Here is a 26,123-nt window from a genome sequence, read left to right as displayed (position 1 = left end):
ATAGTGTCCTAAGAAGTCTTGCAGAACGTAAACCCTACTCTATCAAAACAGACGGCCCGCTGGGGTAACCAGCGGGCCGTCGTCGTTAACGCAGCGTATTTTATTAAGCCGTTAGAACGCTATTCAGGCGCTTCACGTAGGCAGCAGGGTCATCCAAGTGGCCACCCTCGGCGATGATCGCTTGATCCAGCAAGATGTAGGCTAGCTGGGTAAACAGATCGCCTTCAGCACCTTCCAAACGGGCTACCAGCGCATGGCTGGGGTTAAGCTCAAGGATCGGCTTCACCTCGGGCAGCGGCTGACCAGCGGCCTCCATAATGCGGCGCATCTGGTAGCCCATCTCATGCTCGGGCAGCACCACGCAGGCCGGTGAATCGGTAAGACGGTGGGTCACTTTGACCTCTTGAACGCCATCGCCCAGGGCTTCTTTAACACGCTTGACCAAATCTTCTTTGGCTTTAGCGGTCTCTTCCTGGGCTTTCTTCTCTTCTTCGTTTTCCACATCGCCAAGGTCAAGCTCGCCCTTGGCCACATCGGCAAAGGTTTTGCCGTCGAACTCGGTGAGATGGCTCATTAGCCAGTCATCAATACGATCAGACAGCAGCAGCACTTCGATGCCTTTTTTGCGGAAGATCTCCAGGTGCGGGCTGTTTTTGGCCGCATTGAAGCTATCCGCCACCACGTAGTAAATCTTCTGCTGACCCTCTTTCATACGCTCTACGTAGTCTGCCAGCGCATGCTCTTGGGTAGCTGTATCGGTGTGGGTTGAGGCAAAGCGCAGCAAACCAGCAATTTTTTCGCGGTTGGATGGATCTTCACCCGGCCCTTCTTTAAGGACGCTGCCGAAGGTATTCCAAAAGGTTTGATACTGCTCTTTATCCTTGGCGAGCTTTTTGAGCATATCCAAGCCGCGTTTGGTGAGCGCCGCTTTGATCTTATCCACATTGGGGTCTTGCTGGAGCAATTCGCGGGATACGTTGAGCGACAGTTCGCGGGTATCCAGCACGCCTTTGACAAAGCGCAGATAGAGCGGCAGGAACTGCTCAGCGTCGTCCATAATGAACACGCGTTGGACGTAGAGCTTAACGCCCCGGGCGCCGTCGCGGTCAAACATATCAAAGGGCGCACGACCCGGCACATAGAGTAGGCTGGTGTACTCAAGCTTGCCTTCGACCTTGTTGTGGCTCCAGGTCAGCGGGTCAGAGAAATCGTGCGCAACGTGCTTATAGAACGCCTTGTACTCATCGTCGGAAACCTCGCTCTTGGGGCGCGACCAAAGCGCCGTCGCTTCGTTTACGGTTTCCCAGGTAGTCACTTCACTACCTTCGATGGGATTGCCTTCGTCATCTTTCGCCGTTTCCGTTTTCGGCATGCGCACAGGCACTTCAATATGGTCCGAGTACTTGCGCACCAAGCCTTGCAGGCGATAATCGTCGGCAAACTCTTTGGCGTCGTCTTTCAGGTGCAGGGTAATTTCGGTGCCGTGCTGGGCACGCTCGATATCGGCTACGGTAAACTCGCCTTCCCCTTTTGAACGCCATTCAACGCCCTCGGCGGCTGGCGTGCCCGCTTTGCGGGTACGTACCGAAATTTCATCAGCGACAATAAAGCCCGAGTAGAAGCCAACGCCGAACTGGCCGATCAGCTTGGCATCTTTCTGCTGCTCGCCGGAAAGCTGCTTGAGAAACTCAGCGGTACCGGAGCGCGCGATGGTACCCAAGTTGGCAATCACGTCTTCGCGGTTCATACCGACACCATTATCACGTAGCGTGATGGTGTTGGCTTCACTGTCGTGCTCGATTTCGATACGTAGTTCGCTGTCGCCTTCGTAAAGTGCATCGTTATCAAGCGCCGCGTAGCGCAGCTTGTCGCAGGCATCTGCCGCGTTTGAAATAAGCTCGCGTAAGAATATCTCCCGGTTGGAGTACAGGGAGTTAATCATTAAATTCAGCAGTTGCTTAACTTCGGTTTGAAAGCCAAGGGTTTCTTCGTGGTTGGCTGGTTTGTCGGTCGCTTGTTCGTGGGTAGCTGTCGTCATGCGCTTAGCCCTTATCAATCACGTTGAGTCATGTACCCCTGCGTGATACCTGCAGGGGCTTAAAGTGGTTTCGTGAACTTGATATGGGGCTAAGCAGGGATTTTTCAAGCAGCGGAATGTTAACAAATCGTGGGTATTAAGAAGGTGTCATATCGGGATCGGTATATTTCCAGGCCCGATAGCCCTCTAAGCGCTGATCGATACGATTTAGCAGCCAGCCGACAATCAGTACATCGTCCACCACACCGATTAGCATCAGAAAATCGGGAATCAGATCGAAGGGCATTATCAAATAGCCCAGCGCTAATGCCATCATGCCAAATGCTGACCAGGGGATAGGCCGAAAATCACCGCGGAGCACATCGCGGGTCATGGGTATAAACAGTTTTAACGCACGTACAATGCGTTTTGTCGCCCAAAGGCGGGATTTGAGTCGACGTAAGAACCACCAAGTGGATAATGGGGCCATCGTAATTAGATCCTTTAAGTATCTGGGCGGTCAGATCATGACTGCGGGTATTCGTTCAGTATAGCGGTTGCTCAGCAAACTAGGTGGGCTGCTCCCGAGCCCAGATAACGTGCCACCGATTGATAGAGAGAGAGCACCATGTTGGTTTCGCCATTTCGCCATATCGCTCGTCTGCTGTGTACAGCACTGCTGGCTGGGTTACCCGCGCTTTCCTGGGCGGCTTCAGACAGTGAGTTACGTGATGCCCTCGCTGCCGCAAGGGAGCAGCAGTGGGCGCGGGTAGATGAACGCGCCATTGAAGACCACACGCTGCGTGGCTACGTGGAATACCACCGCATAAGGGGACAACTGCCGAATGTCTCCCCTGACCGAGTGCAGCAATTTATTGATCAATACGCCGACTCTCCGTTAGCGGGCTGGATACGCGGTCAAGCCATTGCCAAGTATGGTCACGCGGGGCGCTATAGCGACCTGCTCGCGGTAGCCGACGGTGAACCGGCGGGCACCGCTCGCCAATGCCACTACTACACGGCGTTGCTCGCTAGTCAACCCCAACTGGCGAGCGAGGCAGGGTTAGCTTTATGGCGTGTAGGCAGCTCTCAACCTGACGCCTGCGACCCGCTATTTGAGCGTCTGCGGGCCAATGGCACTATTGACGCTACGGCTATCTGGGAGCGCAAAATGCTCGCCTGGCAGGCAGGAGAAACACGCCTCTCAAGCTATCTTGGCGGGTTATTAAGCGGCCAATGGCAAACTGCCCTGGATACGGTCGATAGCGTGGCAGCGCGCAGCAGCGCGATTACCCAGGCGCCCGCTTGCCTAGGCCCGGAGTGCGCCGCCACGGCAAGCTTCTACCAGGCTGCCATGCAGCGCTATACCCGCGAAGATACATCGGCAGCCTTTGCCGCTTGGCAAACACTATCACCACGCTTAAACCTGCTGCCCAGTGACCGTGCAGCCATCGAAGAAGAGCTTGCCTTTTACGCTCTGGTGCGGGATGTCCCAGGCACGCTTAGCTGGGTCGACGGCGTATTACCGACACTTGACAGCGAGCGGGTGTTAGAGCTGCGGGTCCGCCATGCGCTGGCCAGCCGTGACTGGAATGGGGTTATCCACTGGATCGCTGAAATGCCCGCTAGCCAGCAGGAGAATAGCCGTTGGCAGTATTGGCTGGGCCGCGCCAACGGACAGCTTGGCAATCAAGCAGCGGCAGAAGCGCGCTACCAGCAGGCTTCCCAGGATCGCAGTTTTTACGGCTTTGCGGCAGCAGAAAAGCTTGGCCAACCCTATCAACTGAATCTTGAGCGCAACCATTTTGACGCAGCGTCGCGCCAACGTGTTGCCCAACTCCCCGCCGTACAGCGCACCGAGGCCTTGCTACGCATTGGCGAAGATGGGCTGGCCAACAGCGAGTGGTTACACGCGGTACAGAGCGGCTCTCCCCAGCAGGCGCGCGCATTAGCCGACTACGCCGCTCAGCAGCAGTGGCATGCGCGCTTAGTGCAGACCACCATTGCCGCCGAGATGTGGGACGCCTTGGACTGGCGCTTCCCTCAGGCTTACCACGACAGTTTTCAGCATTGGGGCCGAATGACGGGCGTTGATCCCTACTTATTGATGGCGATTACCCGGCGTGAAAGCGCTTACAACCCCAACGCCCTATCACCTGCAGGAGCCCGCGGGCTTATGCAGTTGATGCCCGGCACCGCTAGCCAAGTCAGCCGCGAACTGGGTATTAACGACCCTGGCCCCTACGGCGTACTCGACCCCGAGCTTAATATCCGCCTGGGCAGCACCTACCTGCGCGATAAACTGCAACGCTATCAGGGTAATCGCCTAGCCGCCGCGGCGGCCTATAACGCAGGCCCTGGCCGCGTCGACCAGTGGCTTGGCGATGGCGTAGAAGCCTTCGATCTGTTTGTGGAGAGCATCCCCTTCCGCGAGACCCGCGACTACGTCCAAGCGGTGCTCAGCTATCGGGTGATTTTTGAGAGCCTTGCCAACGGCGGCAGTAGCGAAGGCGTTTCGCTGCTAAGCGATAACGAACAGCAGGTGCGCTACGACCGGGCGCTACTTGCCCGCCGCTAAACCGCATCCTCTGCTTTAGATTGACGCCAACGCCCGGTTTATACCGGGCGTTGTGTTAATGCCAGCCGAATACCAAACACCACCAATACCGCCCCCGTAGCGGCGTTTAGCGTTTGCGCAAAGCGCGCACTGGCCAACCACTTACCGGCACTCCCCACCATTAGCACTACGCCGATTTGCCAGATATTGGCGATGATAAAGTGCACCCCCGCCAACCACAGCGACTTCAGTAAAGCAGGCTCGCCGGGCGCGATGAACTGAGGCAAAAAGGCCATATAGAACACCACTGTTTTAGGATTCAACACATTGGACAAAAAGCCCTCTTTGACCGGCTGCCAGCGAGAAACAGCCGATGTGCCCTCTAGCACGCCATTAACCGGCAGCGGCTGGCCTTTCCGCGCCGCCAACAAGCTGGTGATCCCCAGCCAAATGAGGTAGCCCGCCCCCACTAGTTTCAGCATATGAAACGCCCAGGCGGATTGCAGCAAGATCAGCGAGATGCCCAACGCCGAGATCGTGGCATGCACAAACAGGCCACAGCAGATAGCAAGACTGGTGGTAACCCCATCCCTAATCCCCCCACGCGCCGTATTACGAATCACCAACAGGGTGTCAACACCGGGGCTAATCGTTAGCAGCGTGATCGCTACTAGAAAGGAAATAAACTGTGCATCAATGAAACCTAACTGCATCATGAGTGCTTACTCGCAACGAAATAAAAAATCTTAGGAATGTCGCTGGACGACAGCCGCGTTTGCATCTAGAGTAATTGTAGCGGGTGGACAATTGAGTTGCCCGTGATTACTAAGCATGTTAAGGAAATAGAAAATGGCAACTGGCACTGTTAAGTGGTTCAACGACACTAAAGGCTTCGGCTTCATCTCTCCTGATGACGGCGGAGACGATCTGTTCGCCCACTTCTCCGAAATTCAAGCTGAAGGCTTCAAGACCCTGCAAGACGGTCAAAAAGTCAGCTTTGAAGTGACTCAGGGTAAAAAAGGCCTTCAGGCTTCCAACATCCGCCCAGCTTAATTGCTAACGGATGGACAAAGGCCCGCATTTGCGGGCCTTTTTTATTGCTGATCGATAACGCTAATCGAGCCCTCAGCGATCACCCTTCATCACTGCGAGAATCACCGTTCGCACCGCTTTCCTGGCTATTTTCACTGCTTTCAACATCGCTGCCAAGTTCGCTTGATGGCTCAACAACCGCGCCACTCTCAGCCTCTCGATTTTCTAACTCTTGATACTGCTCTTCAAGCCGCTGCTGTGCTTCTTCAAAGCGGCGTTCGGTATCTTCAATCAAGGCATCAACATCGGTTGCCTCGCGATCATCCTGCAACGGCGTGCGCTCTGGCAAACTGCTTTCGGTGTCCCAACTCGGCGAGACATCCTCACTTTCCATCGGCTCTAATGATGGCGCCTGCTGCTCCACCTCCTGAAACTGCTCTTCTAAACGCTGCTCCGCTTCTTCGAAGCGGCGTTCAGTTTCGGCAATGATCTCATCCACATCAGAGCGTGTAGCCTCACCCGGCATAGCACCCTCTTCATCGAGCACATCTTCAGGATTAGCCGCCAGCGTATCTTCTCCCGCTTCAACCTCTTCACCGTCTGCCGTCGCATTGCCACTGACGCCACTAGACTGGGTATCGTCCTCGCGTAATGCTTCCGCTCGCTCAAGCTCTTCAGCGGCTTGGCGCGCTTCAATGTCATCCTCTACCTCTTCGGGACTGGACATATCTGCCGCATTTTCAGCGGCGTCTGGAACCTCTTCCTCGCCCGCCCCCTCATCACGAGTCGGCTCTTCATCCGTCACCGCAGCATTATCATCAGGTGTCACGCTGGGATCATCCTGGGAGTCTCCGCAGGCACTCAGCAACAGTGCCACGGCGGCGAGTGCGGGTATCCACACGCGATTTGCCATTTGATTCTTCTCCTTTGTAACGTTAAAAATCTAAATCCAGCCTGTCATGGATGATTGGAGGAGAGCAACGGGCACTCCTCAGGTAGCAATACGCGCAACGCAAGGGGCACTACTTCCGCGCAAAACTGATCATAGTAGCGCGCCTCGCCATCGAGCGTGAGTGGCCAAGGTGACTCATTTGGCTGAGTGGTCACCGTCAGTTGGGTAGTGGTGAAATAGCGCACGAATCGCCCGTCATAGGGAAAGCTTTGCAGCTCGCTGATGAGCTTGGTCAGTTCCGTTACCGAGCTGAAGTCTTTAACCAGCAGCACGTCCAAGCGACCATCATCCAGCTTGGCACGGGGCCCTAGCACTTGGCCGCCGCCTGATTGACGCCCATTGCCCAGTGCCAATAGCAATAACGAGGCGCTCTCCTCTTTCTCGTCCCAATGCAGCGTGCCGCGATAGCTGCGATGGCGCCACGCTTTTAGCGCCCCCATCACGGAGTATGCCCCGCCCCCGAGCAACCGCTTTAAGGTTTTCGGTGTCGATGAGGTGATTTCAGCGCCAAACCCACCGGTGGTCATATTGATATAGTAGCTGGTGGCTGATTCACCACCAGCGCCTGCGGTCACGCGCACAACATCAATGGGATAGGCGTTCAATTCCCTTGCCGCAGCCAAAGCGGCGCTTGGCTCCAGCGGCAGGCCGACCGAAGTCGCAAAGTCATTGGCACTGCCTAGTGGCACAATGCCCAATGCAGGCCGTCGATCATGGGGCAGACGCATCAGCCCATTCATGACTTCGCTAACGGTGCCATCACCGCCACAGGCAATCACATGGGTGATCCCCATGGCGTCAGATTGCTCAGCAATATCAGCAGCGTCGCCCCCTTCCCAGGTGGCGCGAACAGTAATCAGCATCCCTGCCCGACGTTGTTCGTCGACTGCTTCACGCAATGCCGGATTACCGGCGGATTTACCATTAATAATCAGTAAATAGTGTTGCTGAGAATCTGTCACTGTTGTTATTCCTTTCCTTAGGATACACGTTTAATAGCAATACCTTATGCCAATGCCTTCTCGACCACCTCGTAAACATTTGCCGATAGCGGCTGTTGCTTAATGCGTTCAAGCTCAGACCGCATCAATGCTTGGCGGGTTTCATCAAAGCGCTGCCAGCGGGTTAGCGGCGTGATAAGCCGTGCGGCAATCTCTGGGTTGAGCCGATTAAGCTCAATGACCACATCGGCCAGCAGTTGGTAGCCTTGGCCATCCAGGCGGTGGAAATTCACTCGGTTCTGAGCAAAGGCCCCCACTAGCGCGCGGACTCGGTTGGGATTTTTGAGTGAGAAGGCGGGGTGCTGCATCAGATACTTCACCCGCTCAAGCACATCCGGCTGGGGACGCGATACCTGAACCGTGAACCATTGATCCATCACCAGCGGGTCATGGGCCCACTTCTCTCCGAATGCCTTCAAGGCGGGTGACGCCAAATCATCACGATCACTATGCACCAGCTGGGTTAGCGCTTGACGCACATCGGTCATATTGTGATCAGCAGCAAACTGCGCCTCACACAAGGCCAAGCCCTGCTCATCCTCAATCGACATCAGATAAGCAAGCGCCACGTTTTTCAGGCTACGCTGAGCAATTTGCTCCGCTGTCGGCGCGTAGGGCTCCTCCGCCACATTGGCCTCATAGACAGCCAGAAACTCATCGCGCAGGGCTACGGCCAACGACTGGCGGACAAATTCACGCGCAGCGTGTATGGCATCAACATCAACAATAGGCTGCTGCTCGGCGATATAGGCTTCAGAGGGCAGCGTCAACATCTCAGCCAATACCGCTTTATCACTCATTGGCCCGTTCAGCAGGGCTTTAAAGGCATCCACAACGCGGCTGTCCATGACCTTTTCAACCCCATTGCGATGGGCGGCAATCAAGTCATCCAAGGCCAGTAGTGCCAGGCGTTGGCCCGCATCCCAGCGATTGAAACCATCGCTGTCGTGGGTCAACAAGAAGGCAAGGTCTTCCCGTGAGTATGGGTAATGGATCTTCACCGGCGCTGAGAATTCGCGTAGCAACGAGGGCACCGGCGCTTCGGCAACATCGGTAAACACAAACGTCTGCTCGTCATCACGCAGGTGAATGACCGCATCTTTGCCTATTTTTTCGCCATTGAGTGTCAGGGTGAGATCCTGGCCCGACTTGGTACCCACCAACCCCATACGCACCGGAATATGCAACGGTAGCTTATCCGGCTGGCCTGGCGTTGCAGGCGTGCGCTGACGCAGCGTTAAGTGGTACTCACCGTGCACGTAGTCATACTCGCCGTGGGCATCAATGTCCGGCGTTCCCGCCTGGGAGTACCAGCGCATAAACTGGCTAAAATCTTCACCGGAGACTTCCGCCATACAGCCGACGAAGTCTTCAATGGTCACCGCTTGGCCATCGAAGCGTTCAAAGTAAAGGTCTGAGCCGCGGCGAAAATTCTCCTCTCCCACCAAATTACGCAGCATGCGGACAACTTCAGCCCCCTTCTCATAAATCGTCAGGGTGTAGAAGTTGGTGATTTCAATATAGTGGTCGGGGCGAATCGGATGCGCCGTGGGACCGGCATCTTCGGCAAACTGGGCAGTACGGAAAAAAGACACATCCTGGATGCGCTTAACCGGCGCTGAATTGGTATCCGCCGAAAAGCACTGGTCACGAAAGACCGTAAAGCCCTCTTTCAGCGAGAGCTGGAACCAGTCGCGACAGGTGACACGATTGCCCGACCAGTTATGAAAATATTCGTGGGCAACGATCCCTTCGACACTCTGAAAAGCAGCGTCAGTGGCCGTCTGAGGATGGGTCAGTACCGCCGCAGAGTTAAAGATATTGAGGCCCTTGTTCTCCATCGCCCCCATATTGAAATCGTTGACGGCCACGATCATAAATAGATCCAGGTCGTACTCGCGGCCATACGCCTGCTCATCCCACTCCATCGCCCTCTTTAACGCGGCCATGGCATGTTCGGTTTTATCCAGGTTGTCTTTTTCCACCCAAATCTGCAGCGTCACGTCACGCCCGCTCATGGTGGTGAAGTGATCCTCTACACTATGCAGATTACCTGCCACCAGGGCAAACAGGTAGCAGGGCTTGGGGTGCGGGTCTTCCCAAGTGACAAAATGACGACCGCCTTCCACCTCGCCGCGCTCTATTGGGTTACCGTTTGCCAGCAAAATCGGCTCGCGCTGCTGATCACCGATCACGGTGACCTTAAAGGTCGCCATAACGTCCGGGCGGTCGGGGTAAAAAGTAATCCGACGAAAGCCTTCAGCTTCACACTGGGTGCAGTACATAGCGTTGGACTGATATAGCCCCTCTAACGCGGTATTCTCCTGCGGAGCGATCTCCACCTCGCTTTCCAATGCAAATCGCTCGGGCACCTGAGCAATGCGCAGGCCTTCATCATCGAGTGCATATGCCGAGGCTTCCAGCGGCGTTTCATCAATAGCCAGGGAGATCAGCGTCAGGTGCTCGCCATTTAAGACCAGCGGGGCATTAACGTCAGCCTCTGGATGTCGCTCCATCAACAGTCGCGCTTTCACACGGGTCGCGGCGGGGTCAAGATCAAACGTCAGCTCGGTATGAGTTACCCGGTAGGCGGGTGGCTGGTAGTCGCTTAAATAAACCGGCTGCGGATCAGACATAGTGCGTGACTCCTGTATAAAACGAATGTTACATAATTAAAATGTTCGACAGCTGAACACCATCGCCTAGTCGCGGAAATTATCAAACTGGAGTGGCAGATCCGGCCCCTCTTCGCCGCGCAGCAACGCCATAACCGCTTGTAAATCGTCGCGCTTTTTGCCCGTCACACGCACCTTCTCACCCTGAATTTGCGCCTGTACTTTCAGCTTGCTGGCTTTAATGCGCTTGACCACATCTTTGGCTTCCGCCGCGTCGAGCCCCTCCTTGAGAGCGACTTCCTGGCGCGCTTTCACGCCGGAGAGTAGCGGGTCTTGCACATCCATACAGCGGGCATCGATGCCCCGGGCGATGAGACGTGCGCGCAGCACATCGAGCATTTGCTTAAGCTGGAAATCAACTTCCGCCTCGAGCTGCACTTTGTCGCCTTCAAGGGTGAAGCTGGCATCAACACCTTTAAAATCAAACCGCGACTGCACTTCTCGGTTGGCTTGATCAACGGCGTTAGCGCCTTCGTGTTTATCGAACTCTGAGACAATATCAAATGAGGGCATGATGTAATTCCTGATAAGAGATGGCTCCTATTCTAGAGCAGCCAGACCCCTAGGGGCCAATTCTGTTGTTTTTTGTTGGTTTTCAGAATGAATTACTAAGACAAAGGTTCACAAGGCATAGAAAATATCTATACAAAAATTATCTCAAAGTACGACCATAGAGATGTTCAACCCTCGGCGGATGGCTTAGGCTAACGGATTATGAATTTTGGTTATTTTTTAGCTTGCTGCTTTTACCAGGAGATATCATGAGTGACCGCGACACCCGCCACAAAGCCTCTATGGAGAAGCTCAAAGCGCGCGTAGAGGAGAAAGTCGCCAGTGCCAACGAGCAGCGCGGCCTAATCATTATTAACACCGGTAATGGAAAAGGCAAAACAACGGCTGCCTGGGGCACGGTTACACGCGCCTTGGGCTACGGCTACAAAGTGGGCGTGGTGCAGTTTATTAAGGGCCTGTGGGAGTGCGGCGAACGCAATCGATTGGAAGATGATGCCAACCTAGAGGTGGCGATAATGGCCACTGGATTTACCTGGGATACACAAAATCGCCAAGCGGATACTGACGCCTGCCAGGCGGTGTGGAAAGAGGCTGAGCACATGCTGGCCGATCCAGAGACCTATCTGGTAGTACTCGACGAAATCACTTATATGCTCAAGTTTGGCTATTTGGACATCGCCACAGTTAAGCAAGCATTGGAGAATAGACCTCAAGAACAGACGGTGATTATTACTGGCCGCAACGCTCACCGCGAGCTCGTCGCTATGGCCGATACGGTGACCGAGATGCAGGAAGTTCGCCACGCCTTCAACAATGGTCTTAAGGCACGCCGTGGCATCGACTTTTAAATAGCAAAAGGGGCAACTAAGTTGCCCCTTATTGTTCATCTGCCCATCTGCATACTCACAATGACCAGCGTGCGAACCAATCTTAACTATCGAAGGGGTTACGCAGTACGATGGTTTCCATGCGGTCTGGGCCGGTGGAGATAATATCGATGCTGGTACCTACCTGCTGTTCGAGATAGCTGATATAAGCGCGGGCGTTGGCAGGCAAATCCTCTACCTTTTTAGCGCCTAAGGTAGACTCTTTCCAGCCTGGCAGGTCTTCGTAGAGAGGTTCGACCGCTTCATAACCTTCTGAATCCACCGGGGTTTCCAGCACTTCACCATCTTTACTGCGATAACCCACGCAGACGCGAATATTTTCCAGTCCATCCAGCACATCCAGCTTGGTCAAGCAGATACCTGAGACCGAGTTGATTTGCACCGCGTGACGCAGTGCCACGGCGTCAAACCAACCGCAGCGGCGGGCACGGCCAGTGGTAGCGCCAAACTCATGGCCACGCTCGGCAAGATGGCGGCCATCGACGTCAAACAGCTCCGTGGGGAACGGGCCTGAACCCACGCGTGTTGTATACGCCTTGGTGATACCCAGCACGTAGTCCAAATAGAGCGGGCCGACGCCAGAGCCTGTCGCTGTGCCGCCTGCGGTGGTATTCGAGCTGGTCACGTACGGGTAAGTACCGTGGTCGATATCCAGCAGCGAGCCCTGGGCACCCTCAAACAGGATGTTCTCACCCGCCTTACGCAGGTCGTGCACCATACTCACGGTATCGCATACCATGGGGCGCAGCTCTTCGGCCATCTGCATCGCGGTGTCCAGCACTTCCTGGAAGTCGACTGCCGGTTCGCCGTGGTAATTCACCAATACGAAGTTGTGGTAGTCGAGCACTTCGCCCAATTTGGAGGCGAAACGTTCGCGATGCAGCATATCACCCAGGCGCAGGCCGCGGCGGGCGACTTTGTCTTCGTAGGCGGGCCCAATGCCCCGGCCTGTGGTGCCAATTTTGGCGATGCCACGGGCTTTTTCACGGGCCTGATCCAGACGCACATGGTAAGGCAGGATCAGCGGACAGGCCGGCGAAAGACGCAGACGCTCACGCACCGGAACGCCTTTGGCTTCCAGCTCACGGATCTCTTTGATCAGCGCTTCAGGTGAAAGCACCACACCATTACCAATCACGCAGGTTTTACCTGGACGCAAAACGCCGGAAGGTATCAGGTGGAGAACGGTCTTTTCACCGTCGATGACCAGCGTATGACCGGCATTATGACCACCTTGAAAACGCACCACGGCGGATGCTGATTCGGTGAGCAGGTCAACGATTTTACCCTTGCCCTCGTCACCCCATTGGGTGCCCAGCACTACGACATTCTTACCCATTATGATGCACTCGTCTCTTGTGTCAGGGCCGTTGGCTGCCAACGACCATCGATAAGCTCAAGACGGCGGTCACACTCATGCTCCGCCGGCCCAGTACGCTGCCCTGGCAGCGCTTGAATCACGCGTTCCCCCTGCTCACGCAGCGCGACAATGGCAGCGTTAAGCGACTCATCCTGCGTAGCGGGCGCCCAAATTGCCCCATGGCTTGGGGATGCCAGCGCCAGCGATGCCAGCTGTTTCAGGTCCATCGAGAAGCCGGTGGCCGGACGCGCACGCCCAAAGGCCCGCCCCGTATCATCATAGCGCCCGCCTTTCGCCAGCGCATGGCCGTAGCCTGGCACGTAGGCGGCAAACATCATACCCGTGTGGTACTGATAGCCGCGCAGCTCCGCCAGGTCAAAGTAGAGCGATACATCAAAGCGTGCCAGCACTCCCTGATAAAGGGCATCCAACTGATCCAGTGCCGCCGTGACTGAAGCGGGTGCGCCGGCAAACCGCTCCCGCGCCTGGCGTAGAATATCTGCGCCACCGTGCAGCTCACCCAGCGCCAGCAGCATATCCGCTAATGCCGGGTCGCTGACACTGGCGTCTACAAGCTGCGCCAGTTGACTCGGTGATTTTAGCGCCAGCGCCTCAAATAACGCACGCTCTTGTTCGTCGCTGAGCGCTGCGGCCTCTACCAGGCTGCGGTAAATACCGATATGCCCCAGCGCCAAGTGAATCTCTTCGGCGCCTGCGGCTTTCATGCTGGCCAGCGCCAAGTGAATAATTTCACTATCCGCCTCAAGCCCTGCATGACCAAACAGCTCAGCACCCACCTGCACCGGGCTACGCCCCCCTTGATGCTGATCCGCCTTAGCGCGCAATACGTTGGTGCAATAGCACAGCCGTACCGGCCCCTGACGCTTTAGCGAGTGGGCATCCATACGTGCGACTTGCGGCGTAACGTCAGCCGAGGCGCCCATCATGCGCCCCGTTAACTGGTCGGTCAGTTTGAAGGTCTGAAGATCCAGATCCGTACCGGTACCCGTTAGCAGCGAGTCCAGAAACTCCACTGGCGGCGGCATGACCTGGTCATAACCCCAGCAGTGGTAAAGATCGAGCAGCGCACGGCGCAGCTCTTCCATACGGCTTGCCTGAGGCGGAAGCACCTCATCCATGCCGTCGGGCAGCAGCCAGCGGTCAGCAATGGTCATGTAAACAATCCTGCAAGACGATGAAGGCCCAACAAATTCAATCAGTAACGTAGCATGGTCATGGGCGACATTAGCGTTAAACGAGGGCCACAAAAAAACCGGGCGACGCCCGGTTAGTAAATTCTATCACGTTTATGGGCCGGGTGAACCCCGCTTGGCTGTCAGCCAACCAAGACGAGGAGCACCGGCCAACGGCGGTTTACTCGCCGTTGTCTTCACCGCTTTCTGGTTCAGCGCTGCGCAAATAGCGGAAGAAATCGCTACTCGGTTCCAGCACCATCAGGTTGCCATCGCCAGCAAAGCTTTCGCTATAGGCATTCAGGCTACGCCAGAAAGAGTAGAACTCCTGATCCTGACCATACGCTTCAGAGAAGATCGCAGCGGCCTGGGCATCACCCTCACCGCGCAGTGTCTCTGAGCGCTCATTGGCCTGAGCAAGTAGAACCTGACGCCGACGATCCGCATTGGCGCGAATACGCTCGGCCTCTTCCTGACCCTGCGCGCGCCATTCACGGGCTTCACGCTCACGCTCAGAACGCATCCGCTCAAATACCGCGGCCGACACATCTTCCGGCAAGTCGATGCGCTTAATACGAATATCACGAATGGCCACCCCGAGCTCTTCGCGCATAAGCGCGTCGAGTTCTTCGGTGGGGCCCGTCATTAGATCATCACGGCGCTCAGCAATAATCTCCTGAAGGTTGAGGCGGCCAAATTCATTACGCAGGCTTTCATCCACCCGCGGCTGAATCAAGCGGATAGCCATCAATTCATCACCCGCCGTCGCTTCGTAGTAGCGCGTGGGATTCACCACCTGCCACTTAACGTAGGAATCGACGATCACCGCTTTCTGCTCAAGGGTCAGATAACGGCTGGTATCGGTGTCCAGCGTCAGCAATCGAACATCAAACTTACGGATCGTTTGCGCGATCGGCACCTTGGCGTGCAGGCCAGCCTGAATATTCTCTTCAATGACCTCACCAAAACGCAGCTTAACGGCGCGCTCGGTTTCGTCTACGACATACAGAGTGTTGCTCGCCAGCCACGCCACGGCAGCCAGACCACCAACAATCAGCAGGGATCGATTATTAATCATTTACCGGCCCTCCCTGCGGATGGAGCTACTATTGCTATTCGATGAAGAACTGGAGCTGCCCTGGGTGTTGCGTAACCGCTCAAGCACACTCGGGTCTAGCTGTTCATCGCTGTTGTCGCTTCCGCTGGAAGAGTTATTTCGATTACTGCTTCCACCGCTTAGCTGATCGAGGGGCAGGTACATCAACGGCGCATTTTCGCTTACATCCAGCAGTACCTTCGGCGTTTTGCCAAACACCTCTTCCATCGTGTCCAGATACATACGCTCGCGCATGATATCAGGCGCATTGCTGTACTCGGTCAACAGCGAGTTAAAGCGGTTGGCTTGACCCTGCGCTTCAGCGACGACCGACTCACGATAACCCTGGCCCTGCTCAACAATACGCTGCGCCTGACCTTGCGCTTCAGGAATGATCGCATTGGCGTAAGCAATACCTTGGTTGATGGTACGCTGGCGATCTTCACGAGCACGAATAACATCATCGAATGCGTCAATCACTGGCGCGGGCGCCGAGGTAGACTCAATGTTGATGGTTTGTAGACGAATACCGGCACCATAGTTGTCGAGATAGGACTGCAGACGACTAGCGACCGAGCTACCCAGAATTTCACGACCCGAGGTCAGGATATCGATCATATCGGTACCACCAACGACGTGACGGAGCGCCGAATCCAGTGCGTTCTCAATCGAGATGGCAGGATCACGTACGTTAAGTACGAAATCGCCCGGATTAGCCACTTGGTACTGGGCAGAAATTTCCACTTCGACGATGTTTTCGTCGCGGGTCAGCATCGACTGCGTTTGTGACAGCGAACGCACACGTGTCACGTTGACCATGCGGACATCATCAATCAACGGCGGATTCCACTGGAGACCGGGGTTGACAACGCCTTGGTATTCACCAAAGCGGAGTACAACACCACGTTCGGATTGGTCAACCAGATAGAAGCCCATGGCCGCCCAGATAGCCAGTGCCACGATAATCAGCAAGCCTGGCAGCGCAAAGGGGTTGCGGTTTTTATCACTACCGCCACCGCCGGTTTTTTTACCACCGCCTTTTTTACCACCACCCAACATACCGTTGAGCTTGTCCTGAAACTTTTTCAGCGCTTCATCCAGGTCAGGAGGCCCTTGGTTGTTGCCCCCTTTATTACCGTTATTGCCGCCGCCGTTGCCATTGTTATTGCCACGGTTTCCATCACCATCATTTCCACCGCGTCGGCCGCCGCTACTCCAAGGGTCGTGCTGGTTGCCACCACCAGGCTCATTCCAGGCCATACTTCTTCTCCACTAAGGGTATTCGCTCGCGCATCTGGCTTCGTAAATCAACGAAGCGCTGGCGTTTTGATATTATTGCTATGTAAATCTTGTACCGTTTTTATACAAAAGCAGATACTGACAGCGTACTAGACATTAAACGGTGAGGCTACCAATCTTCAGTTTCCTGCAACGCTGCAGGTAAATAGGTATTGGCACGCTCGCCTAGCTGAGCCATTAGCTGGTTGAAATCGCGCCGCGGCAAACGCACATCCAGCACCGACTGCCCCTGCTCGTCAAAAGCCTCTTCGCGAACAGCATTCAACTCGTGAAGGCCAGCGCGCAGCTTACCTTGCTCAGGAGTGAGTGTCAGCGAAAAGCCAATGACATCGTTGGCCAGGCGCTCGGTTAATGCTTCATGGAGTAGCTCAAGGCCCTGCCCCTGCTGGGCCGAGAGCCAAACCACTTCGGGTACGCCATGGCCATCACGCTCTATGCGTGGGGCACTATCGAGCTTATCAATTTTGTTCATGACCTTGAGTACCGGCACATCATCCGCGCCGATCTCTTTGAGCACTAACTCCACCTGCTCCACGTTTAACTCGCGGTCAGGGTCTGCGGCATCAATGACGTGCACCAACAGCGACGCTTCCGATGCTTCTTGAAGCGTGGCTTGAAATGCCTCAACTAACTTGTGTGGCAAATGGCGAATAAAGCCCACGGTATCGGCCATCACGACGGCGCCAACGTCTTCAATCTCAAGCCGTCGCAGCGTGGGGTCAAGTGTCGCAAACAGCTGGTCGGCGGCATACACCTCGGCGTTGGTCAAGGCGTTAAACAGCGTCGACTTCCCGGCGTTGGTGTAACCGACCAGCGATACGCTATGAATTTCCGCGCGCGCACGCGCACGGCGATTCTGGTCGCGCTGGCTACGTACTTTATCGAGGCGTTTATGAATCGATTTAATTCGCCCGCGCAGCAGGCGGCGATCCGTTTCAAGCTGCGTCTCACCCGGGCCGCGCAGGCCAATCCCGCCTTTTTGGCGTTCAAGGTGTGTCCACCCACGAACCAAGCGAGTCGACATATATTCAAGCTGAGCAAGCTCTACTTGCAGCTTACCCTCATGCGTTCGAGCCCGCTGCGCAAAGATATCGAGAATCAGACCGGTACGGTCAAGCACTCGGCATTTGAGCTCTTGCTCAACATTGCGCTCTTGAGAGGGACTTAAGCTATGGTTGAAGATCACCAGCTCAGCCTCGTGAGCCGCGAGCAATGCCCGCAGCTCTTCCAACTTACCTGACCCAATAAAGGTGCGCGAGTCAGGTCGGTGGCGGCTAGCAGTGAGTAGAGTCGCAGGCTCTGCACCCGCAGAGCGTACGAGCTCTAAAAACTCACCCGGGTCTTCACGTTTTTGTTCATCATGAAAATCGACATGAACAAGAACTGCCGTTTCACCGGCGTCTGGGCGTTCGAAAAACAATCAATACCTCGTGGACTCTCTTGCTGCTTCAGCGGTGTTAAATCTCCGCATCTTGCTCTGCCGGGTCTTGCGCAGGCAGGCGTACGTTGCGAGATGGAACAACCGTAGAAATAGCGTGTTTATAAACCATCTGACTGACGGTGTTACGCAACAGGATAACAAACTGGTCAAACGATTCGATCTGGCCCTGCAGCTTAATGCCGTTGACCAAAAAGATAGAGACCGGAATGCGCTCCTTGCGCAGAATGTTCAAGTACGGGTCTTGAAGGGACTGCCCTTTGGACATGTTGCTCTCCCTAAAACTGTCGTTGGGGTTAATTATCAAATGGCGTGCCCTACTGGTGCTACGCCGCACTATTTATTACTGCCCGAAAGGCCGAGTGATGCCCGAAGAGCTTTGAGGTTCGCGACAGGCCCAATCACTCAGCCAATCGAAAACACACTTACTAAGTTACTATCTTAGCGGACTATCTTACGCTAAGCACCGCTGTCACGCACGAGTTTCAGCACCTGATCCAGCGCGTCTGAACGCTGTGAATCAACCCAATTAAGCTCTGGCCAGCTTCTTAACCAGGTTAATTGACGCTTGGCTAGCTGACGAGTTGCGATCACGCCTCGCTCAACGAGCGAGGAATAGTCATACTCACCTTCCAGGTACTCCCACACTTGGCGATAACCAACACTCTTCATCGCCGGCAGGCCTAAATGTAAGTCATTACGCTTTTTGAGGGCGGCGACTTCATTTATCAAGCCCTCACCCAACATTACTTCGAAACGCTGGGCAATGCGTTGATGCAAAAGCGCCCGATCATTAGGTGCCAATGCTATCGACAACACACGCCAGGGAAAGGTTTCCGGCTGTTGTTCCGCCCATAGCTCACTCATTGGACGCCCACTGGCGTAGTACACTTCCAGCGCACGCATTATGCGCTGGGGGTCATTGGGATGGATACGCTGAGCAGAGATCGCGTCCACCTCAGCCAACTGCTTATGCAGCGACGATAGCCCTTCACTTTGCCATTGCGCTTCGAGCCGCTGACGAATGACCGGGTCAGCAGAGGGTAAATTCGCCACACCTTCGATTAGCCGCTTGTAATAAAGCATGGTACCGCCGACCAGGAGAGGAACTCTGCCCGCCGCGCTCATTTGTCGCATTAGCCGTAGCGCATCTTCACGGAAGTCGGCGGCGGAATAGGGTTCGGCAGGATCACGGATATCGATCAAGTGATGGGGCGCTCGGGCAATCTCAGCCGCGCTGGGTTTGGCGCTGCCAATATCCATGCCGCGATACACCATCGCCGAGTCAACGCTGATCAGCTCGTGCCCCAGCCGCTCGTGGAGCGCCATCGCGGTATCGGTTTTCCCGGCGGCCGTTGGGCCCATCAAAAAAATCGCCCAGGGGCGCGTATCAGCCATGCGCGGTTCCATCAGGTAAGAAAAGAGTAGCTGTAAAAGAGTAGTGACTATTGCCCGCGCAAGAAGAGCCGATCGAGCGCTTTAAGCCCCATCTGTGTCCAGGTAGGGCGGCCATGATTGCATTGGTCGCTGCGCTCGGTGCGCTCCATATCCCGCAGCAGCGCGTTCATTTCGTCGATCGTCAGCCGTCGGTTGGCACGTACGCTGCCGTGGCACGCCATGGTGGAAAGCAGCTCATGCAAGCGCGCCTCGACTTGATGGGTACGTCCATAACGCGCCAGCTCCTCCAGCATCTGACGCACCAGCGCTTCAGGGTCAGCCTGGGCAAGCAAGGCGGGCAATTGGCGCACCAGCAGCGTCTCTGGCCCGGCAATATCGAGCTCAATGCCCAGCTGGGAGATCGCCTGTTGCTCGCTCTCAGCAGTGGCCACCTCTGCCCGGCTAGCGGCAATGGAGACGGGCACCAGCAACGGTTGCGCATCCAACCCTTTAGCAGCGGCCAGCTGTGTTTTCATACGCTCATAGACAATGCGCTCGTGGGCGGCATGCATATCCACCAGCACCAGCCCTTCGGCGTTCTGGGCCAGAACATAGATACCGTGCAACTGCCCTAGCGCAAAACCTAGCGGCGGCGCTGCAGTGGGGTCGTTGTCGGGCATTGCAAGGGGCGCTTCACGCACCTCACTGCCCCGCCCACTGGGGACATTCGGCTGAGGCGTTAATAGCGTCTCTTCATGATCGGGGTGAAGCGCCTGATAGCCCTGCATAAAGCGCCGCACGCGCGCCGCACCTGGGTGGCGATCCGGCGAGTGGGTTAATGCGATGCCCTGCTGCTGCCATCGGGGCTGCTCGGCGCTCGCCTCTGAAGCCACGCCCTGTGGCGATGCGCCTGGCGTATTGGCCTCATCGGCAACCCCCTCGTCTGAACTATCGCCCGAACTATCTCCTGAACTATCTCCTGAACTCTCAGCAGGTTTAGCGGAGGCCAGGCAGTGGTGGAGGCTCGAATAGAGAAAATCATGCACCATGCGGCCATCGCGAAAGCGCACTTCGTGCTTGGTGGGGTGAACGTTGACGTCCACCACATCCGGTTCGAGCTCCAGATAGAGCACAAACACCGGATGACGGCCGTTAAACAACACGTCGCGATAGGCCTGGCGCACCGCGTGGGCAACCAAACGGTCACGCACCACCCGCCCGTTAACAAAAAAGTACTGCTGGTCGGCCTGGGAACGCGAATGGGTGGGTAGACCCACCCAGCCGCTTAGCCGCAAACCGCCCGCTTCGCGCTCGATATAGCGGGCGTGCTCGATAAAATTTTTGCCTAGCAGCGAGGCAATCCGCCGCTCCCGGGCCGACGCTGAGTGACCGGCAGGCAGTTGGTGAATGACTTTTTGGTTATGGCGCAATACCCAGGTGATGTCGTAACGCGATAGCGCCTGGCGACGAAACGCCTCTTCCACGTGGGCAAACTCGGTCTTTTCAGTCCGCAGGAACTTGCGCCGAGCGGGGGTATTAAAAAACAGATCGCGCACGCCGACGCTGGTGCCACGGGGGTGCGGTGCTGGCGTCACTCTGGCGTCCATACCCCGCCCTTCGGCTACCACTCGCCAGCCGTGACGGGGATCCTCTTCGGCATTGGAGATCAGCTCCAGCCGTGAAACGGAGCTAATTGAGGCCAACGCTTCGCCGCGAAAACCTAGTGAGCTGACACCCTCTAAATCTTCCAGACTGCCAATCTTGCTGGTGGCGTGGCGGGCCAAGGCCAGCGGCAAGTCCTGTTCGCCAATGCCGATACCATCATCGCGCACCTTAATCAGCCGCGCGCCACCCTGCTCAATTTCCACCTCGATGCGCTGGCTACCGGCATCGATAGCGTTTTCAATCAGCTCTTTGGTTACCGATGAGGGGCGCTCAACCACCTCACCGGCGGCTATCTGGTTAGCCAGCCGCGGGTCGAGCACATGAATACGCGGTGCAGTAGCGGTCACATCAGTCAACACGACACCTCATGAACGGGGAATCTGTAACACTTGGCCAACGCGGATCACGTCACCATTCAGGTCGTTGGCCTGCTTCAACTGATTCACCGGTACGCCGTGGCGCACGGCAATCGCCGACAGGGTATCTCCCGACTGAATACGGTACTCATTACCCGACGGCTGGCGTTGGTTATCACGCTGCCAGGCAAGCAGGCTGGCCGGCGGTGGGAAGCGCTCAAAGTGATCGCGCAGCCCACTGAAAATTGCTTGCGAAAGCCCCGACTGGTGCACAGGGTCGCGTAGACGACGCTCTTCGTCGGGGTTCGAGATAAACCCCACCTCAATCAACAGCGAGGGGATATCGGGAGACTTTAATACCATAAACCCAGCCTGCTCGACGCGGGACTTATGTAGCCGATTAATTCGCCCTAACTGTTCCAACACCTGCCCGCCGATAGACAGCGAATCGTTTAAGGTAGCGGTCATGGTTAAGTCCAACAATACCCCGCGCAGCACCTGATCTTTATCGCGCAAAGAGAGGTTGCCATCAACGCCGCCAATCAAGTCGGAGCGGTTCTCGCTATCCGCCAGCCACTGGGCGGTTTCCGAGGTAGCGCCGCGCTGGGAGAGCGCATACACCGAACTGCCTTGAGGGCGTGGGCTAGTAAAGGCATCGGCATGAATGGAGACGAAGAAGTCCGCCTTCTGCTCCCGCGCCAATGCGGTACGCTGGCGCAACCCTATATAGTAGTCGCCGTCGCGCGTTAGCACCGCCTTGAAGCCCGGCGTGTCATTGACCTCCGAGGCCAAACGACGGGCAATTTCCAGCACCACGTCTTTTTCACGGGTACCTGAAGGGCCGATGGCCCCTGGGTCTTCGCCACCGTGACCGGCATCGACGGCGATAATAATGTCTCTACGCGGATGCGGCTTGGCTTCCTGAACCTCAACCGGTACTGAGTCACTGGGTGGCTCTGCTGTGCCCGGCAACTGGTTTTGCGCCGATGCCCGCTGGGCCTGAATTTCCTGATCCCGAATCATCGCCTCGATAGGGTCGATCGGGTTCTCAACGGCGCTTTCACCGGGATATTCGAGATCCACTACCAGGCGGTGCCCGTATTGATCATTGGGCGTCAGGGTGAAATGACGCGGCTCAATCTCACGGTTAAGTTCAAGCACCACCCGCAGGCCACCTCCCTCCCGTACGCCTGTGCGTACCGATTCAATCGCACTGTCATTCAAAGGCAGCGTGCTTGGGTCGGTACCCATTTGGGTATCATCTAAATCAATCACCAAACGCGCAGGATTCTCCAGCGAAAACACGTTGGCATTGGTGGCAGCGGAGAGATCAAATACCAGCCGGGCATGATCCGGCGCCGCCCACAAACGCATACTTTCGACGCTGGACGCTTGAACATTAACCGCCGCTAGGGCAAAAAAACTGGCGGCCAATAAACGATATACGCGTGCCGCTATGCCCTTTATTTCCATTGAATCACACCACTCTCCAACTGGTCGGAACTTAGCTTACTTGCGTTACTTAGCTGACGTTGCAAGGAGGTCAATATGCGTTCACCTTGCTCACTACCCGCGGCCAAGGAGACCAAACGCCCTGGATCAGCCACTTCCAGCACCAGACGAAGATCCGGCACTGGCAGCCATCCTTCACCGCGGCTGGGCCACTCAATAATGCAAATCGCATCGTCGGCCAGCACGTCACGACCACCGATAAACTCTAGCTCTTCTGGATCAGACAAACGGTACAAATCTAGATGATAGATCCGCTGGGAGCCTAGTTCGTAAGGCTCCACCAGCGTATAGGTAGGACTTTTAACCGCCCCTTGATGCCCGTAAGCGCGCAGAATGCCACGTGTTAGTGTCGTTTTACCGGCACCCAGTTCACCCTCTAGATACACCCGTCCGCGTCCTTGCAACACTTGCCCTAATGCTTCGCCAAAAGCTACCTGGGCCTCTTCACTGTCTAATCGCACCTGCATGTGGGCTGCCTTCACGGATTAATCAATTTTCGCGCATAGGATGCCAGATCGCTGGCCAGCAGGCCACGCTCGCCTTCTTCCTCGGCTGCGCGATCTGCCGCTAGCGCGTGCACCATGGTACCCAGCCAAGCGCTAAACTCCACGTCACCACGCTGCGCCATCAGTGCCCCCAGCATGCCGCTGAGCACATCGCCCATACCCCCGCTGGCCATGCCTGGGTTACCGTAAGGGCACACCACCAAGCCACTGGGGCCAGCAATTAAACTGCCTGCACCTTTTAGAATCACCACGCCCCCCCGGGCACGTTGCAGTGCCAGGGCGGCGGCAGGCCGATCCGCCTGAATATCGGCCACTTCACAGCCCAGCAGTCGCGCGGCTTCACCGGGGTGCGGCGTCAATACCCAGTTATCGCGGCGAACATCCGGCCACTGGCGCGCCAAAAGATTCAAGCCATCGGCATCAACCACCAAGGGCGCGTCTGACTGCAGCGCACTCTGTAGCACCGCCTGCCCCCAAGCAGCCTGACCCAGCCCTGGCCCGACCACCACAACGTCAACGTTGTTGGGCAACTCAGCGGCCTCAGCGCCACCGCGAACGCCATGGGCCATCACTTCCGGGCAGCGCACCAAGCTGGCGGCAATATGTTCAGGCGCCGTTGCCAAACTCACTTTACCCGCCCCCAACCGCGCGGCGGCCTGGCAGGCAAGTAGCGCCGCCCCGCCAAATCCAGGAGCCCCGCCCATCACCAGTACGTGGCCCATATCCCCTTTATGGTGGGTACGCAGGCGGGGCGCAAAGGCCTCTTCCAGTAACGAATCATCCAGCCGCCAAGCCGTGGGCGGAATATCAAAATAGGCCTGAGCCTTGACGCCTAGGGGGCGAAAATCTATTTCGCCGGTATAGGCCGGCGCATTCCCTGTGTGCAAACCCACCTTATCGCCAATAAACGTCACCGTGCAGGCGGCTTTAACGGCAATACCCAGCACGGCGCCAGTATCAGCCACTAACCCAGAAGGAATATCAATCGCCAGTACCGGCTGATCTGCGGCGTTAATCATTTCAATAGCCCGCTTGAAGCGCCCTTCTACCTCACCGGTCAAACCGGTACCTAGCAGTGCATCGACAATTATTTCGCCAGTAAGCACTATCCCGGCGCTCCACTCTTCGCAGCCTACGCCTGCGGATGTCGCCAGCGCTGCTGCACGCGCCGCGTCGCCGCTTAGTTCCTCAAGGGGTTTAAGGGTTACCCGCTGCACTTTAAGGCCAGACTGCATGGCCAGCGCTGCCAGCACATGACCATCGCCGCCGTTGTTCCCGCTGCCACACATCACGGTGATGCCACGCGCTTGGGGCCAGCGCGAGCGGAAGCTGTGCCAAGCGCTCGAGGCGGCGCGTTGCATCAACGCAAATCCATCGATACCACCGGCAATGGTGCGGCGATCGAGCTCCTGCACCTGGGCGGCTTTATATAATGGGCGTAGCATGGAAGTATTCGGGATCGACACGATCGCTCCTTTCACATGTTTTGATGGCTGCCAATGCGTTAGCATAGCGCGGCTAACGTCTAGCCGTTGAGTATCAACTTCCAATTCCTTTGGCTTTTCATTTTTCGCGACAAAACGGCGCCCATGCTTTCAGAAAACACTCTTACCGATCTTGCCGACCTGATTAAAACCTGGGGACGCGAGCTGGGCTTCCAGCAGGTAGGTATTACCGATACTGAACTGTCCGCTCATGAAGCCCACCTCGACGCATGGCTGGAAAACGGCCATCACGGCGAAATGGGCTTTATGGCCAAGCATGGCACCAAGCGTACCCGTCCTGCAGAACTTGAACCCGGCACTCAGCGCATTATCAGCGTGCGCATGGATTACCTGCCTGCCGAAGTGGAGAGCACCAAGGTGCTTGGCCAGCCCAGCCGCGCCTATGTTTCGCGCTACGCTTTAGGGCGTGATTATCACAAGCTAATACGCAAACGGTTAGCCCTATTAGCAAAAAAAATTGAGCAGGAAGTCGGCGACTTCGGTTATCGCGCCTTTGTCGACTCCGCGCCGGTCATGGAGCGCGCCCTAGCGCAAAAAGCCGGGCTCGGTTGGTTCGGCAAAAACGCCATGCTACTCAACCCCAAGGCGGGCTCGCTATTCTTTCTGGGCGAACTCTATACCGACCTCCCGCTACCCATTGATGCACCCTTTGAGCATGAACACTGCGGAAGCTGTAGTGCCTGCCGAACGGCCTGCCCCACCGGCGCCATCGTGGACGACAAAGTGGTCGACTCACGCAAGTGCATTTCCTACCTCACCATTGAACTGCACGGCGCTATTCCGGTTGAGTACCGTCGCGCCATGGGTAATCGTATTTACGGCTGTGACGACTGCCAGCTTGTGTGCCCGTTCACTCGCTTTACCCATATTACCCAGGAAGATGACTTTGCACCGCGCTACGATCTAGACCGCGCAACGCTTATCAGCCTGTTTTGCTGGGGTGAAGCGGAGTTTCTGGATAAAACCGCCGGCAGCCCAATCCGGCGCATTGGCTACGAGCGCTGGCTGCGCAATATCGCCGTTGGCCTGGGCAATGCACCCTGGAGCGAAGCCGTAGAGGCCGCACTGTGGGCACGCAGAGCCTACCCAAGTGCCCTGGTACGCGAACACGTCGCCTGGTCGCTTGAGGAGCAGCGCCTTAAACGCAGTGAGCGCATTGCCACTGACGCGTCTTAAACGCTA

Annotated in this window: 22 protein-coding genes; 4 read left to right on the top strand and 18 right to left on the bottom strand. The window is 56.3% G+C overall.

Translation table 11 applies throughout. The features are described 5' to 3' along the window. Positions 1–103: 103 nt before the first annotated feature. A complete protein-coding gene (gene htpG, locus U738_RS06100; RefSeq protein ID WP_035578305.1) occupies positions 104–2,038 on the bottom strand; it encodes a molecular chaperone HtpG in 1,935 nt (644 codons plus the stop codon). 136 nt (positions 2,039–2,174) lie between these two features. Continuing rightward, on the bottom strand, positions 2,175–2,507 hold the full coding sequence (locus U738_RS06095) for a YkvA family protein (protein WP_035578304.1): 333 nt from the start codon (positions 2,505–2,507) through the stop codon (positions 2,175–2,177). A gap of 138 nt (positions 2,508–2,645) precedes the next feature. On the opposite strand from U738_RS06095, the gene U738_RS06090 reads away from it, so the two are divergent. Beyond that, on the top strand, positions 2,646–4,595 hold the full coding sequence (locus tag U738_RS06090; RefSeq protein ID WP_035578301.1) for a transglycosylase SLT domain-containing protein: 1,950 nt from the start codon (positions 2,646–2,648) through the stop codon (positions 4,593–4,595). A 38-nt stretch (positions 4,596–4,633) separates the two neighbouring features. Here U738_RS06090 and U738_RS06085 read toward each other — a convergent pair whose 3' ends face one another. After that, entirely contained in the window at positions 4,634–5,290 is a 657-nt protein-coding gene (locus U738_RS06085) for a LysE family translocator (RefSeq protein ID WP_035578298.1), read from the bottom strand. A gap of 133 nt (positions 5,291–5,423) precedes the next feature. Here U738_RS06085 and U738_RS06080 point away from each other — a divergent pair, with 133 nt between their 5' ends. Then, entirely contained in the window at positions 5,424–5,627 is a 204-nt protein-coding gene (locus tag U738_RS06080) for a cold-shock protein (RefSeq protein ID WP_007114660.1), read from the top strand. 79 nt (positions 5,628–5,706) lie between these two features. Here U738_RS06080 and U738_RS06075 read toward each other — a convergent pair whose 3' ends face one another. The 4 genes from U738_RS06075 to U738_RS06060 form a co-directional block, all read right to left on the bottom strand. Next, a complete protein-coding gene (locus tag U738_RS06075; protein WP_035578296.1) occupies positions 5,707–6,519 on the bottom strand; it encodes a hypothetical protein in 813 nt (270 codons plus the stop codon). Positions 6,520–6,563: 44 nt separating this feature from the next. Then, positions 6,564–7,520 carry a lipid kinase YegS gene (gene yegS / locus U738_RS06070; RefSeq protein ID WP_035578293.1) on the bottom strand — a complete coding sequence of 319 codons (957 nt, stop codon included), beginning with the start codon at positions 7,518–7,520 and terminating at the stop codon, positions 6,564–6,566. A gap of 44 nt (positions 7,521–7,564) precedes the next feature. Further along, positions 7,565–10,195 (bottom strand): aminopeptidase N, encoded by a 2,631-nt coding sequence (gene pepN / locus U738_RS06065; RefSeq protein WP_035578290.1) that lies wholly within the window; start codon positions 10,193–10,195, stop codon positions 7,565–7,567. A 66-nt stretch (positions 10,196–10,261) separates the two neighbouring features. Next, positions 10,262–10,747 (bottom strand): YajQ family cyclic di-GMP-binding protein, encoded by a 486-nt coding sequence (locus U738_RS06060; RefSeq protein WP_035578287.1) that lies wholly within the window; start codon positions 10,745–10,747, stop codon positions 10,262–10,264. A gap of 248 nt (positions 10,748–10,995) precedes the next feature. On the opposite strand from U738_RS06060, the gene cobO reads away from it, so the two are divergent. Continuing rightward, entirely contained in the window at positions 10,996–11,595 is a 600-nt protein-coding gene (cobO, locus tag U738_RS06055) for a cob(I)yrinic acid a,c-diamide adenosyltransferase (protein ID WP_035578285.1), read from the top strand. An 82-nt stretch (positions 11,596–11,677) separates the two neighbouring features. Here cobO and U738_RS06050 read toward each other — a convergent pair whose 3' ends face one another. The 11 genes from U738_RS06050 to U738_RS06000 form a co-directional block, all read right to left on the bottom strand. After that, entirely contained in the window at positions 11,678–12,973 is a 1,296-nt protein-coding gene (locus tag U738_RS06050) for an adenylosuccinate synthase (protein ID WP_035578283.1), read from the bottom strand. Beyond that, positions 12,973–14,169 (bottom strand): ATP phosphoribosyltransferase regulatory subunit, encoded by a 1,197-nt coding sequence (locus U738_RS06045; RefSeq protein ID WP_035578281.1) that lies wholly within the window; start codon positions 14,167–14,169, stop codon positions 12,973–12,975. The genes U738_RS06050 and U738_RS06045 overlap by 1 nt, the downstream gene beginning before the upstream one ends. A 199-nt stretch (positions 14,170–14,368) precedes the next feature. Continuing rightward, on the bottom strand, positions 14,369–15,265 hold the full coding sequence (gene hflC, locus U738_RS06040) for a protease modulator HflC (RefSeq protein WP_035578278.1): 897 nt from the start codon (positions 15,263–15,265) through the stop codon (positions 14,369–14,371). Beyond that, positions 15,266–16,543 (bottom strand): FtsH protease activity modulator HflK, encoded by a 1,278-nt coding sequence (hflK, locus tag U738_RS06035; RefSeq protein ID WP_035578275.1) that lies wholly within the window; start codon positions 16,541–16,543, stop codon positions 15,266–15,268. 148 nt (positions 16,544–16,691) lie between these two features. Next, on the bottom strand, positions 16,692–18,002 hold the full coding sequence (gene hflX / locus U738_RS06030; protein ID WP_035578272.1) for a ribosome rescue GTPase HflX: 1,311 nt from the start codon (positions 18,000–18,002) through the stop codon (positions 16,692–16,694). 37 nt (positions 18,003–18,039) lie between these two features. Next, on the bottom strand, positions 18,040–18,288 hold the full coding sequence (gene hfq, locus U738_RS06025; RefSeq protein ID WP_007114649.1) for an RNA chaperone Hfq: 249 nt from the start codon (positions 18,286–18,288) through the stop codon (positions 18,040–18,042). 191 nt (positions 18,289–18,479) lie between these two features. Continuing rightward, positions 18,480–19,418: a tRNA (adenosine(37)-N6)-dimethylallyltransferase MiaA gene (miaA, locus tag U738_RS06020; protein WP_035578269.1), complete on the bottom strand. Its 939-nt coding sequence runs from the start codon at positions 19,416–19,418 to the stop codon at positions 18,480–18,482. A 47-nt stretch (positions 19,419–19,465) separates the two neighbouring features. After that, the gene (mutL, locus tag U738_RS06015; RefSeq protein WP_035583237.1) at positions 19,466–21,409 is read right to left on the bottom strand and encodes a DNA mismatch repair endonuclease MutL; all 1,944 of its coding nucleotides are present in this window, start codon (positions 21,407–21,409) and stop codon (positions 19,466–19,468) included. Between the two features lie 18 nt (positions 21,410–21,427). After that, entirely contained in the window at positions 21,428–22,891 is a 1,464-nt protein-coding gene (locus tag U738_RS06010; protein ID WP_035578266.1) for an N-acetylmuramoyl-L-alanine amidase, read from the bottom strand. Next, positions 22,882–23,397, bottom strand: coding sequence for a tRNA (adenosine(37)-N6)-threonylcarbamoyltransferase complex ATPase subunit type 1 TsaE (gene tsaE, locus U738_RS06005; protein ID WP_035578264.1), 516 nt, complete (start codon positions 23,395–23,397; stop codon positions 22,882–22,884). Before tsaE ends, U738_RS06010 begins: the two co-directional genes overlap by 10 nt. Positions 23,398–23,408: 11 nt before the next feature. Then, positions 23,409–24,881, bottom strand: coding sequence for an NAD(P)H-hydrate dehydratase (locus U738_RS06000; RefSeq protein ID WP_035578261.1), 1,473 nt, complete (start codon positions 24,879–24,881; stop codon positions 23,409–23,411). Positions 24,882–25,025: 144 nt separating this feature from the next. Here U738_RS06000 and queG point away from each other — a divergent pair, with 144 nt between their 5' ends. After that, positions 25,026–26,117 (top strand): tRNA epoxyqueuosine(34) reductase QueG, encoded by a 1,092-nt coding sequence (gene queG, locus U738_RS05995; protein WP_035578258.1) that lies wholly within the window; start codon positions 25,026–25,028, stop codon positions 26,115–26,117. Positions 26,118–26,123 lie beyond the last annotated feature (6 nt).

It is taken from the genome of Halomonas sp. TG39a (assembly GCF_000744395.1).
GTDB lineage: Bacteria > Pseudomonadota > Gammaproteobacteria > Pseudomonadales > Halomonadaceae > Vreelandella > Vreelandella ventosae_B.
Note: the sequence above shows the minus strand (reverse complement) of the source record. Positions and strands in the feature narration are given on the sequence as shown.

Excerpts from the sequence above, each read along its gene's own strand:
- htpG (WP_035578305.1), bottom strand. The coding sequence starts at position 2,038 with ATGACGACAGCTACCCACGAACAAGCGACCGACAAACCAGCCAACCAC.
- U738_RS06095 (WP_035578304.1), bottom strand. The coding sequence starts at position 2,507 with ATGGCCCCATTATCCACTTGGTGGTTCTTACGTCGACTCAAATCCCGC.
- U738_RS06090 (WP_035578301.1), top strand. The coding sequence starts at position 2,646 with ATGTTGGTTTCGCCATTTCGCCATATCGCTCGTCTGCTGTGTACAGCA.
- U738_RS06085 (WP_035578298.1), bottom strand. The coding sequence starts at position 5,290 with ATGATGCAGTTAGGTTTCATTGATGCACAGTTTATTTCCTTTCTAGTA.
- U738_RS06080 (WP_007114660.1), top strand. The coding sequence starts at position 5,424 with ATGGCAACTGGCACTGTTAAGTGGTTCAACGACACTAAAGGCTTCGGC.
- U738_RS06075 (WP_035578296.1), bottom strand. The coding sequence starts at position 6,519 with ATGGCAAATCGCGTGTGGATACCCGCACTCGCCGCCGTGGCACTGTTG.
- pepN (WP_035578290.1), bottom strand. The coding sequence starts at position 10,195 with ATGTCTGATCCGCAGCCGGTTTATTTAAGCGACTACCAGCCACCCGCC.
- U738_RS06060 (WP_035578287.1), bottom strand. The coding sequence starts at position 10,747 with ATGCCCTCATTTGATATTGTCTCAGAGTTCGATAAACACGAAGGCGCT.
- cobO (WP_035578285.1), top strand. The coding sequence starts at position 10,996 with ATGAGTGACCGCGACACCCGCCACAAAGCCTCTATGGAGAAGCTCAAA.
- U738_RS06050 (WP_035578283.1), bottom strand. The coding sequence starts at position 12,973 with ATGGGTAAGAATGTCGTAGTGCTGGGCACCCAATGGGGTGACGAGGGC.
- U738_RS06045 (WP_035578281.1), bottom strand. The coding sequence starts at position 14,169 with ATGACCATTGCTGACCGCTGGCTGCTGCCCGACGGCATGGATGAGGTG.
- hflC (WP_035578278.1), bottom strand. The coding sequence starts at position 15,265 with ATGATTAATAATCGATCCCTGCTGATTGTTGGTGGTCTGGCTGCCGTG.
- hflK (WP_035578275.1), bottom strand. The coding sequence starts at position 16,543 with ATGGCCTGGAATGAGCCTGGTGGTGGCAACCAGCACGACCCTTGGAGT.
- hfq (WP_007114649.1), bottom strand. The coding sequence starts at position 18,288 with ATGTCCAAAGGGCAGTCCCTTCAAGACCCGTACTTGAACATTCTGCGC.
- miaA (WP_035578269.1), bottom strand. The coding sequence starts at position 19,418 with ATGGCTGATACGCGCCCCTGGGCGATTTTTTTGATGGGCCCAACGGCC.
- U738_RS06010 (WP_035578266.1), bottom strand. The coding sequence starts at position 22,891 with ATGGAAATAAAGGGCATAGCGGCACGCGTATATCGTTTATTGGCCGCC.
- tsaE (WP_035578264.1), bottom strand. The coding sequence starts at position 23,397 with ATGCAGGTGCGATTAGACAGTGAAGAGGCCCAGGTAGCTTTTGGCGAA.
- U738_RS06000 (WP_035578261.1), bottom strand. The coding sequence starts at position 24,881 with ATGCTACGCCCATTATATAAAGCCGCCCAGGTGCAGGAGCTCGATCGC.
- queG (WP_035578258.1), top strand. The coding sequence starts at position 25,026 with ATGCTTTCAGAAAACACTCTTACCGATCTTGCCGACCTGATTAAAACC.